This window comes from Halomicroarcula saliterrae (assembly GCF_031624395.1).
Classification (GTDB): Archaea; Halobacteriota; Halobacteria; order Halobacteriales; family Haloarculaceae; genus Haloarcula; species Haloarcula saliterrae.
The window spans coordinates 1,413,285-1,422,615 of record NZ_JAMQON010000001.1 but is presented as its reverse complement, the minus strand read 5'-3'; the positions used below and the strand labels follow the sequence as shown (position 1 = coordinate 1,422,615).

Below are 9,331 nucleotides of genomic sequence, written 5' to 3'. Positions count from 1 at the left end.
TCAGTCGCCGTCTCGCCCATCGATGTTGAGCGCCGACCGGAGCCGGGCAGTGATGACCTGGTCGACGATACCGATGAGCTGCTCGTCGTCGGTGGTGTACCCCGAGAAGATACCGAGCTCGATGGTGCCACCAGCCATCTCCTGGTGGCCGCCGGCACTGCCGACGTCGTCGAACGCGCTGTGGAGTGTCCGTCCGATGTGTACCCGCGAGTCCGTCGAGCGGGCGCTGAGCTGGATGGTGTTGTCCACCAGGCCAAAGACGATGGCGGTCTCGATGCCCTCGAGTGTCATCAGATAGTCGGCCGCCTGCGGGAGCGCGTCCCGTTCGCTCGTCCGCCCGACGTGGCTGATGAGCACTGACCCGGTGATGCGACGGTTCTCTATCGCGTCGGCGATGGCGTCGATGGTCGCCCTGCTGACGGCCGGCGTCGAGAGCTGTCTGACCACCTTCGGTTCGCTGTATTCGTGGAGATAGGCGGCGGCCTCGTACTCGTTGCGAGTGACGCCGCGGAGGAAATCGAGCGTCTCGCGGCGAATCGCGAACAGCAGTGCGGTCGCGATGCGGGCGGCCGGTTCCATCGGGAGCGCGCGGATGTACTGGGTCACGATGGTCGCAGTCGCCCCCACCGTCTGGCGGTTGTCGACGAAGCGGCCATCGATATCCTCGATCGGGTGGTGGTCGATGATGATGTCGATGTCGGTGCCCCTCGGGACGCGGTTGTTCTCCCGGGGGACAGAGTGGTCGACGAAGGCCAGCAGCGAGCCGGGCGGTCGGTTCTGGACCAGATCGACGGAGAACGGTTCGAGTTCGATGTCCAGGAGGTTCACGAGCGCGCGGTTCTGCTGGTGGGATATGTCACCGCTGTAGATACAGTGGTGCTCCTCGATACCCGCCTCGGACGCGATGCGTCCCAGCCCGACTGCGCTGGCCAGACAGTCCGGGTCCGGGTTGTCGTGACAGACGATAGTGAGCGTCTCACTTTCGGAGAGCAGCTCCCACAGCAGCTGGGGCTTGCTCAACGAGAACTCCGTCTCAGACCCCATCGGCCCAACGTGCTGTGTCCGGCACTACCCGACCCAGTGTCGCGAGTGTCGAACACACGCCACTGACTGTGGTCGGGTCGACCGCTGTTGGCCCCCGTGCCCGGGGCGCGAGGTGGTCGGTACGCTCCTCGTCGGCGCCCGACGCAGTGCCACGACCAGCGGGCCGAGAGCGGATACTGTTCTCCATTGGTACCGGGAGCGCTACTGAACGCCCACACAGAGTAGTTGGAATTGCGACATAATAAACCCGTTCTTGGCCCCGGCCGCTCTGTCGTCGGTAAGCCGACCTGACCCCGGTGAGCCAGCGCCAGCACAGTCTCAGTGCCGAAGTAGAGAGCGCTTACCTACAGTAGCCCTCCGCTACCGGACAGACCGGGGTCGGTTTGAGCAGTATAACAAAACCCGCTCGGGGTCAGGGTCGGTCCACCGTGACGAAGGATACACAGTTGCTCGAGGGACCGGTTTCGACCAGACCGACCGTGGGTGTCGCCGGGGGGACCTGATGATGGGGGAGTTCTCCGGCGAATCGGAGGTCACCGCCGCCGACACCGAGACACTGCTCGCGGACAGGCGCCGGCGATATCTGCTGTACTGTCTGCATCTATACGCGAACCCGCTCGGGCTCCCGGATGTCGCCCATCAGGTGACCGTCTGGGAGCAGTCCGACAGCTCGGGCGTCTGTCTCGAACGGCGACTGGAGACCTACATGTCGCTGTACCACGACCACCTGCCGATACTGACCGGTGCCGACTTAGTCCGGTACGAACAGGGCGAGGACATGGTTGAACTCGGGCCGGCCGCGGACCGGATCACCCCACCGCTGGAAAGTCGGCTCCGCCGGGACGTCGACGAGTTACTCCACGCCGAGTCGGCCTGACCGGCGGGCGCTGTCAGTCCCCGTCCGACTCCTCGCTGACGGTCAGGACCGGAGTATCGGCCTGTCTGACCAGTGCCTCCGCGGTGCTCCCGAGCAGTACCCGGTCCAGCCCGGTCCGTCCGTGCGTGCCCATACAGACGAGGTCGATGTCGTTCGCCGCGACGTACTCGAGCAGGTCGTGTTTCGGTCGGCCCGTACTGACCGCGGTGACCACGTCGACGCCGGCCGTTTCGGCCTCGCTCGCGATGGCCTGGGTGGCCTCGGTCGCCCGGCTCTCCAGTTCGTCCAGCAGTCCCGCGGGCACGCTGACCTCGGCGCCGGTGGCGATGTCGCCGACGTTGACGACGCTGACAGCGTGGAGCGTACCGTCGAACGCGTCGGCGAGTGCCAGCGCGTGGGCCAGGGCGGCGTGGGCCCGCTCGCTCCCGTCGGTGGGCACGAGGATATCCTCGTAGCCACTGGTGCTCTCGTCGGTGGCACGCATCGTAAGCACCGGCACGGGCGACAGTCGCAACACCCGCTCCGCCACGCTTCCGGTCAGGTATCGCCGCAGCCCGCTCCGGCCGTGGGTGCCCATCACCACGAGGTCGACGCCGTGGTCGTCGACGTAGTCGAGAATCCCCTCCGCCGGGTTACCGGTCGCTACCGTGGTCTCGACCGCTCCGGACCCCTCCAGCGAGGCGGTGAGGTCCGAAAGCGCCTCCCGTTCGGCGGCGGTTCGGTCTTCGACGTAGGCCTCGTCGACGCCGCCGGCGGAGAAGGGACCCGCGGCCGCCTCGATGTCGACGACGGTGAGTAGATGCAGCGTCGCGTCGAACGCCTCGGCCAGCATCGCGCCGTGGTCCGCGGCGCGGCTCGCGTGGTCGCTCCCGTCCGTCGGAACGAGGATGTGGTCGTACATCGTCGTCCGATTCGGTCGCTGGACGGATAGTTGTGGGTGCCGGAGGCCGTGTGTCTACTCCGACTGCCGGAAGACCCGTACCGTGTCCCGTTTCCGCTCGGCCGACTCGACCTCCTCGAACCCCAGTTCGGTGAACACCGTCCGCCAGTCCCGGTAGTACAGCGGGAGCTGCTCGTCGACGTGGTTGACGGTGCCGTACTCACCGCTCTCGTTCTCGACGGTGACGACGAGGTCGCTGCTGACCCGGGCCAGCTCCGCGAACACCCACTCGGCCTCCGGATGGATGTGCTGGAGCGTCTCGACCGAGAACACCGCGTCGAACGCGTCCCTCTCGACCGACGCCACGTACTCTTCGATGGTCCCCGCGTGGAACTCGCCCGCGGCCGAAAGCTCCGGATACGTCTCGTCCAGCACGTCGAGTGCCTCCTCGTTTACGTCTACCCCCGAAAGCTCCGAGAAACCGGCCTCGGCCAGCTCCGCGAGGTGGCGGCCGACGCCACAGCCGACCTCCAGCACACGCGCGTCCGCTCCAGCGTATCGTTCTATCTTCGCCCGCACCAGCTCACTCGTCTCGTCCGGCCCGTAGTGGGCGTAGTAGGTCGGCGAGTACTCTCCCGACCGGTCGGCCCACTCTTCCCGAACGTCATTAGAATCCACGTTCGAAAGCACACGTCGCCGGGTATAGATGTACCGACACGACGAGCGAAGCTACAGTTCGACGGTCTCTAGGTCCGACTCCAGCCCCTCGACGTGGTCGTTGTACGCCTCGACGAACGCCGAGAACAGCGGGGCGTACTCGCGGATGTCGGCGGCCGAGGGGGGCTCGTACTGGGAGAGGAGATAGAGCCCGCCCGTGCCGCCGACCCGGAGATACGACGCGCCGTCGCGGTCCCACTTCAGCTCCCAGCGGGTCCCGTCGACGCGCTCGGTGAAGGTCCCGTAGTCGCCGCCCTCGTACCGCTGGAGCTGCCTCGCGATCAGGTCACAGACCTCACGCACCCGGCTGAGAACGCGGTCGCGCTCGGCGACGACGCCGTCGGTGGTCGCCACCTCGGGAAACTCGGTCGCCACGTCGTCTAGCACGCCCTCGTGGGTGGCGACGAAGTCGTTGAAGCCGGCGACGAAGGCGTCGTAATCCAGCATGGCGTCGGCCAGCGCGCCCGGCTCGGGGGGTTGCTTGGTCGAGATGACGTACACCTCGTCGCCCCGGCCGGGGTCGTAACGGAGATACTCGAGATCGCCGCCTTCATACTTCACGGTCCACTCGCCGCGGTCGGTCTCGATGGCCGCGGAGCCGTAGTCGCCGCCCTGGAGCCGGGCCAGCTGGTAGGCTATCTGCCCGGCGTGGTCCCGGACCGAAGCGACCAGCTCGTCGCGGTGTTCGGCGACCGACGCGGCGTCGCCGGGGTCTGCCGGTGGCCAATCTGTCACACCCGTTCCAGTGCTGGGACGGATATAACGGTGTGGGAAGCCTGCCGACTGCCGGCGGGGCACCTGCTGTGAGCAATCCCGAAGCCGACGCTCCGCAGCGTTCACTGTCATCCGCGCAGAAATCACGGGCGCTGCGGTATTTTCACCCGACTGCGAGACTCGCTGTCGCTCGTCTCGCGTGGTTCAAATCCGCGGTGCCGGTTCAGGTCACCGACTCGCTACACTCGTCGGGTCGTTGCACGGGCGCTGAGGAGCGCCCGCTCATATGGTGAACGAATCCACCTGTTGGGCGTGAGGCGACCGCATCCGAGAGTGCTAATATGTGCCGAAAAACACAGTAGTCTGTGTGTCCTTAGATTTCTGTATGCCCAGTATCACTGTCAACGTGGACGACGACCTCAAGGAGCGAATGGAGAGCCATCCGGAAATCAACTGGAGCGAGGTCACGCGACAGGCCATAGAAGAGAAAATCGAGGCGCTCGAAGTGATGGATGAACTCACCAGTGAGAGCAATCTCACCGGGAGCGATGTGCAGGAGATCGCCGACAAAATAAACGAGCGTGGACGTAAGCGCGTTGACGAGGAATCGGCGTAGACACGACGCATGAAGCTGGTCATTGACGCCAACGTCGTCATCTCTGCACTCATCGCTGATTCGAAAACGCGAGAACTCATCGTCACACTCGAACCCGACCTCCTGACACCCGCGTTCGTCCACGACGAAATCGAGAACTACAAGCAGCTGATTGTGAAGAAATCCGGGATGGAACCGGACCGAGTGACACAATTCATGGACCTCCTGTTCCAGTATATCGGAGTTATCCCTGCTGACGACTTCTACCAAGCTATCGAACAGGCAAAGGAAACAATAGGTGACACCGATCCGGACGATGTGCTCTATCTGGCGTGCGCGATCGCCAACGATGCAGCCATCTGGAGCGATGATTCCGACTTTGAGGACCAGAATCTGGTCGAAACATACTCGACGACCGACGTGATTGACTCGTTTGACACCCGCTAAACGTGTGATCGAGTTTCTCAGCGGCGTGCAGTGGAGATGCAGGAAAATCACCGGAAGGTACAAGCTCCGTTCCAGACCGTTCGACTAGCGAACGAAAGCAACAACACTGCGTTCATGGAGAATACTGGGACACCGCTGTCGGGCGGTTTGGGTGGTGGTAATCCGCTACGGGCGCCGAGAGAATTTGAACCGAAATCAGACGTGCTCGCTACGCTGACGCGACTGGCGGGGTTCAAATCCGCGGTGCCGGTTCAGGTCACCGACTCGCTACGCTCGTCGGTTCTTACACGGGCGCTGAGGGATTTGAACAACGCGAACACCTCGCTTCGCTCGGCGTTCTCTACTTCAAATCCACAGCCGACGCTCCTCAGCGCTCACTATCGTTCGCGCAGAAATCACGGGCGCTGAGGGATTTGAACCCCCGACGGTTTGGTCCGAAGCCAAGCACTCTGTCCAGGCTGAGCTAAGCGCCCTGTGTTCAGACATAACCCGGTGTTTCGGTTTAAACCAACCGATTCTCGTCCGCAGTGTGGTCCTCCCACACGGCACCGTATGAGAGTGCGACGACTCCGGGGTAGCAGTGGTGTATCGGGAATTTCCCCGCTTAATTCCGCATGAGTCGAAGCCGCAAAATCTATATGCGTGTCCGGGACAGATAGAGGTACTCTCGGTCTGGCCGACACGACCATATCGCATATGTATGAACTTGGCCCCCCGTTCAGCGGCACGACGGTTCCGCCGGGGACGAACCTCCTGATTACCGGCCCACCACTCGCGGGCAAGCGACGCCTCGCCATGGAGACACTCGCCGTCGGGGCGCGCGCCGACGAGGGGACGATTATCGTCTCGACGCGCGACAGTGCTGCCCGGGTTCGGGAGTCGTTCGGCTCCCTGGTCAGCGAGCAGTCAGCCGTCGGTATCGTCGACGCCGTCACGCAACACATCGGTCAGTCGACCGACGCCGACATGACGAAGTACGCGTCCTCCCCGAAGGACATGAGCGACATCGGCGTGAAGTTCTCGGAGTTCATCCAGTCGCTGTACACCGAGCAACAGCGCGAGCACAACCGCGTTATGATCGACTCGCTCACGACGCTGTTGCTGTACTCGAACCTCCAGACGGTGTTTCGCTTCCTCCACGTGTTCACGTCGCGCATCGAGAGCGTCGACGGGCTGGGGCTGTACACCATCGAGTCCACCGCCCACGACGCGGAGTCGCTGAACACGCTCGGACAGCTGTTCGACGGCACCATCGACGTCGACGCCTCCGGCACGGCGACACTGACGCTCCCGGACGGGGAGTCCCTGACGGAGACGATATAATCAGTCCGTCGACTCGGCGACCGACTGGTCCGGTTCGGCCCGGTCGGGCGACGCCGCCTCGGCGTCCTCGATGACCGCTTCGGTGAGTATCTCGTCGGCGTCGAGTCCCTGCTCCTCGGCGATGGCTTCGAGCAGCGCCCGCTGTTGCCCCAGTTCCCGGTCCATCTCCGTGACCCGAGTGTTCGTCTCCTCGACTGCCCCCCGGAGCTCCTGGAGTTGCTCTCGTTGCTCGTTGACCTTGGCGTACAGTTCGTCGGCTATGTCCGCCACTTTCTGGAGCTTCTTCGCGGTCGAACCCAGTCCCATGACCGCCGGTTCGTGGCGGGGCCATTTGCCGGTTTCGCTCGAACGTCGGTGTTAAGACGCCCGCGGACCCAGCGCGGGTATGAACGGGCTCCGGACCGGCCCGACGGTCAGTATCGTCGGGTGTGTCGCCTACTTGCTCGCCCTCGTCGCCCCGTATCTCGTCGTCGAGACGACGTCCGCCGTCGGCGCCTACTACGGCTCAGGCGCGCTCTCGCCGGTCGTCCCGGGCCTTTTCGCCCTCGTCGGGATCATCGTCTTCGCCGCCGGCCGCGAGGGCCGGACCGACCCCGGTGTCGCCGCCGGCGCGGGACTCATGCTCGGCCTCTTCATCGTCGGGCTGAGCGTGCTGTGGGCGGTGACGGTCCCCGAGAGTCTGGTGCTTGGCCTGACGGAGTCGACGCTCATCGAACAGCACCGCTGGGCCGTCGTCGCCGCCTCACTCCCGATTCCGCTCGGGGCCGTCTGGTTCGCCGCCGGGCTCGACCTCTTCTGAGGCGCCCGTCGGCGTGCGGTTCTCCAGTTCCGAAAGGCCCTTATGCAGCGGTGGCGGAACTGAAAATGGACTAGGTCGGGGGGTTTGGCCCCCCTCTGTACCCGCACTATGGTCATCAGCGGGGACCGAACCCGGGGGCGTCCGGTCAGACGGACGCGGACCCCGTGAGCCAACGTGGAAGCCTCGTCCCGCGGGGACGGCGGTCCGCGTGGTCGCATCTGCAGGGATGCGCTCACGTGGTTAAACGATGGCACTCCGCCAGGCACGGAAGTGAGCAGCGGACCATCGAACACCCGTCGCTCGTGGGGTCGCGGGGTGGAGGAGGCAAACGGGATTACCCGCGTCCGAACGCCGGGCAATCCCGGTGTCCGTTCCATTCATACCCCACTACTTTTTACTGCAGAGGGTTCCCGCAGGTCGCGAGTGAGGTCCGCGAAGCGGCGGTGTAAAAAGTGGTCCTTAGTCGTCGTCGGCGGCAGTAACCGCGCTGTCGAGGGCAGCCATCTCCAGCCCGCCGCTGATGGTGCGGTTCGGGTAGGGGATGTCGATACCCTCCTCGTCGAACCGCTCCTTGACCGCTTTGACGTACTCGGCGCGGGTCTTCACGAAGTCCGCGCGGCTGGGGTTGTCGATCCAGATTCGGGACTGCAGCCCGACCGACGAGTCGCCGAGCTCGGTGAGCCGGACCGACGGACCGGGGTCCCCGAGGATGCCCTCGTGGGCATCGGCTTCAGACATGATGATGTCGGTCGCTTTGTCGATGTCGTCGTCGTAGCCGATACCGAACAGGAACTTCAGGCGGAGCTGGTCCTTGGCGACGGGGTTCTTGATGACGTCGTCGGTCAGGTTCGAATTCGGCACCGTGAGCAGTTCGTTGTCGAAGGTACGAACGCGGGTGACACGCAGGCTGATGTCCTCGACGACGCCGGCGTTGCCGTCCCACTCGATCCAGTCCCCGATGCGGAACGGCTTGTCAGTGAAGATAAAGATACCCGCAGCGAAGTTCTTCAGCACGTCCTGTAGGGCGAACCCGATAGCCAGCGTGGCCGCGGCACCGATGGTGGCGATCGACTGCAGGAAGTTCTCGAAGCCGGCCATCCCGAAGGCGACGGCGACTGCGGCGATTAGCAGGACGAGGTTGGTGAGCTTCTTGAGGGGTTTTCTGGCGTGTGCTTCGAGGTTCCGCGCCTCCAGACCGCGGTCGACTATCGGGATGGCGACGAGGCGGCCCGCGACGAAGACGAGGACGAACGCCGCGACGAAGACGATAGTGCTCGCGATAGTTCCGGCCACGCCGGGCCCGAGCGGGAGGAAATCCTGAATGACCGCTGAAATTGCGGGAACTTGCATTACCGCTCAAACACCGCCGTGTGACCCCGGACCTGCACCACGTCAGCCGAGACGTGTCCGGAGAGTTCGTCGGCCAGTGCCTCGGTCGTGGTGCCGCCGCGGGCGGCACGGAGGAACTTCACCTTCACGAACTGGTTGTCATCGAGCTGACTCCCGAGTTCGTCGGCGACGGAGTCGACGCCGTGTTTGCCGACCCGGAGTGTCGCGTCCAGGTCGTGAATCCGCTGGTCTCTAGATTTTGTCGGCATATCCGCTACCAGTCTATGTAGTTATTTAAATCCCCTACCAACGGCCTATGCGTAGGGGTAGCGTGCCTGTGCGCCACATTCGCAGGTGACGACCACGTGGCCGGACTGGGTACGGACCCGGGCGTTGTGGCCGGCGACGAGGAAGGTATCACAGGACCGGCAGATCGAGCGAGCGAACGGTCGCGGGAGGCGGAGGCGGTGGCGCTCGGCGATGCGTCGCGCTCGCCGGACGTACTCGCGGGCCCGCTCGTCGCGACCGTCACGGACGGCCTCGCGGGCCATCGACTGCAGCCGCTCGATGCGCTCGCGGGCGATGGTCTCCTCGTCTGTCATCGCC

13 protein-coding genes, 1 tRNA gene and 1 other RNA gene are annotated in these 9,331 nt (G+C 64.5%); 6 read left to right on the top strand and 9 right to left on the bottom strand.

Annotated features, from left to right (window positions below):
- Positions 1 to 1,044 (bottom strand): DHH family phosphoesterase, encoded by a 1,044-nt coding sequence (locus tag NDI56_RS07815; protein WP_310918877.1) that lies wholly within the window; start codon positions 1,042 to 1,044, stop codon positions 1 to 3.
- A 502-nt stretch (positions 1,045 to 1,546) separates the two neighbouring features.
- Between NDI56_RS07815 and NDI56_RS07810 the strand changes: the two genes are divergently transcribed.
- Positions 1,547 to 1,921, top strand: a complete 375-nt coding sequence (locus tag NDI56_RS07810) for a DUF7344 domain-containing protein (protein WP_310918876.1) — start codon at positions 1,547 to 1,549, stop codon at positions 1,919 to 1,921.
- A gap of 13 nt (positions 1,922 to 1,934) precedes the next feature.
- On the opposite strand, the gene NDI56_RS07805 is transcribed toward NDI56_RS07810, so the two are convergent.
- Genes NDI56_RS07805 through NDI56_RS07795 form a run of 3 tightly spaced genes read right to left on the bottom strand, consistent with a single transcriptional unit; the run spans position 1,935 to position 4,253 of the window.
- Positions 1,935 to 2,822, bottom strand: a complete 888-nt coding sequence (locus NDI56_RS07805) for a universal stress protein (RefSeq protein WP_310918875.1) — start codon at positions 2,820 to 2,822, stop codon at positions 1,935 to 1,937.
- Positions 2,823 to 2,876: 54 nt separating this feature from the next.
- Complete coding sequence (locus NDI56_RS07800; protein WP_310918874.1) at positions 2,877 to 3,479, bottom strand: class I SAM-dependent methyltransferase; 603 nt, start codon at positions 3,477 to 3,479, stop codon at positions 2,877 to 2,879.
- Between the two features lie 51 nt (positions 3,480 to 3,530).
- Entirely contained in the window at positions 3,531 to 4,253 is a 723-nt protein-coding gene (locus NDI56_RS07795; protein ID WP_310918873.1) for a profilin-fold protein, read from the bottom strand.
- Positions 4,254 to 4,617: 364 nt separating this feature from the next.
- Here NDI56_RS07795 and NDI56_RS07790 point away from each other — a divergent pair, with 364 nt between their 5' ends.
- The gene (locus NDI56_RS07790) at positions 4,618 to 4,848 is read left to right on the top strand and encodes a hypothetical protein (RefSeq protein WP_310918871.1); all 231 of its coding nucleotides are present in this window, start codon (positions 4,618 to 4,620) and stop codon (positions 4,846 to 4,848) included.
- A 9-nt stretch (positions 4,849 to 4,857) separates the two neighbouring features.
- Complete coding sequence (locus tag NDI56_RS07785) at positions 4,858 to 5,274, top strand: PIN domain-containing protein (protein ID WP_310918870.1); 417 nt, start codon at positions 4,858 to 4,860, stop codon at positions 5,272 to 5,274.
- Between the two features lie 398 nt (positions 5,275 to 5,672).
- Here NDI56_RS07785 and NDI56_RS07780 read toward each other — a convergent pair.
- Positions 5,673 to 5,747 (bottom strand) — tRNA-Arg (locus tag NDI56_RS07780).
- 223 nt (positions 5,748 to 5,970) lie between these two features.
- Here NDI56_RS07780 and NDI56_RS07775 point away from each other — a divergent pair.
- Positions 5,971 to 6,597: an RAD55 family ATPase gene (locus NDI56_RS07775; protein ID WP_310918869.1), complete on the top strand. Its 627-nt coding sequence runs from the start codon at positions 5,971 to 5,973 to the stop codon at positions 6,595 to 6,597.
- Here NDI56_RS07775 and NDI56_RS07770 read toward each other — a convergent pair whose 3' ends face one another.
- Positions 6,598 to 6,903, bottom strand: a complete 306-nt coding sequence (locus NDI56_RS07770) for a DUF5798 family protein (protein ID WP_310918868.1) — start codon at positions 6,901 to 6,903, stop codon at positions 6,598 to 6,600.
- A gap of 79 nt (positions 6,904 to 6,982) precedes the next feature.
- On the opposite strand from NDI56_RS07770, the gene NDI56_RS07765 reads away from it, so the two are divergent.
- Both NDI56_RS07765 and ffs read left to right on the top strand, forming a co-directional pair.
- Complete coding sequence (locus NDI56_RS07765) at positions 6,983 to 7,396, top strand: DUF7548 family protein (protein ID WP_310918867.1); 414 nt, start codon at positions 6,983 to 6,985, stop codon at positions 7,394 to 7,396.
- 63 nt (positions 7,397 to 7,459) lie between these two features.
- Positions 7,460 to 7,770, top strand: an RNA gene (gene ffs, locus NDI56_RS07760) — signal recognition particle sRNA.
- 85 nt (positions 7,771 to 7,855) lie between these two features.
- Here the strand turns inward: ffs and NDI56_RS07755 are convergent.
- Genes NDI56_RS07755 through NDI56_RS07745 form a run of 3 tightly spaced genes read right to left on the bottom strand, consistent with a single transcriptional unit; the run spans position 7,856 to position 9,327 of the window.
- Complete coding sequence (locus NDI56_RS07755) at positions 7,856 to 8,746, bottom strand: mechanosensitive ion channel family protein (RefSeq protein WP_310918866.1); 891 nt, start codon at positions 8,744 to 8,746, stop codon at positions 7,856 to 7,858.
- Complete coding sequence (locus NDI56_RS07750; RefSeq protein ID WP_310918865.1) at positions 8,746 to 8,994, bottom strand: YhbY family RNA-binding protein; 249 nt, start codon at positions 8,992 to 8,994, stop codon at positions 8,746 to 8,748. Before NDI56_RS07750 ends, NDI56_RS07755 begins: the two co-directional genes overlap by 1 nt.
- 45 nt (positions 8,995 to 9,039) lie before the next feature.
- Positions 9,040 to 9,327 (bottom strand): ribonuclease P protein component 4, encoded by a 288-nt coding sequence (locus NDI56_RS07745; RefSeq protein WP_310918864.1) that lies wholly within the window; start codon positions 9,325 to 9,327, stop codon positions 9,040 to 9,042.
- Positions 9,328 to 9,331 lie beyond the last annotated feature (4 nt).

Coding starts and splice junctions, on each gene's coding strand:
- NDI56_RS07815 (WP_310918877.1), bottom strand. CDS start 1,044: ATGGGGTCTGAGACGGAGTTCTCGTTGAGCAAGCCCCAGCTGCTGTGG.
- NDI56_RS07810 (WP_310918876.1), top strand. CDS start 1,547: ATGATGGGGGAGTTCTCCGGCGAATCGGAGGTCACCGCCGCCGACACC.
- NDI56_RS07805 (WP_310918875.1), bottom strand. CDS start 2,822: ATGTACGACCACATCCTCGTTCCGACGGACGGGAGCGACCACGCGAGC.
- NDI56_RS07790 (WP_310918871.1), top strand. CDS start 4,618: ATGCCCAGTATCACTGTCAACGTGGACGACGACCTCAAGGAGCGAATG.
- NDI56_RS07785 (WP_310918870.1), top strand. CDS start 4,858: ATGAAGCTGGTCATTGACGCCAACGTCGTCATCTCTGCACTCATCGCT.
- NDI56_RS07775 (WP_310918869.1), top strand. CDS start 5,971: ATGTATGAACTTGGCCCCCCGTTCAGCGGCACGACGGTTCCGCCGGGG.
- NDI56_RS07770 (WP_310918868.1), bottom strand. CDS start 6,903: ATGGGACTGGGTTCGACCGCGAAGAAGCTCCAGAAAGTGGCGGACATA.
- NDI56_RS07765 (WP_310918867.1), top strand. CDS start 6,983: ATGAACGGGCTCCGGACCGGCCCGACGGTCAGTATCGTCGGGTGTGTC.
- NDI56_RS07755 (WP_310918866.1), bottom strand. CDS start 8,746: ATGCAAGTTCCCGCAATTTCAGCGGTCATTCAGGATTTCCTCCCGCTC.
- NDI56_RS07750 (WP_310918865.1), bottom strand. CDS start 8,994: ATGCCGACAAAATCTAGAGACCAGCGGATTCACGACCTGGACGCGACA.
- NDI56_RS07745 (WP_310918864.1), bottom strand. CDS start 9,327: ATGACAGACGAGGAGACCATCGCCCGCGAGCGCATCGAGCGGCTGCAG.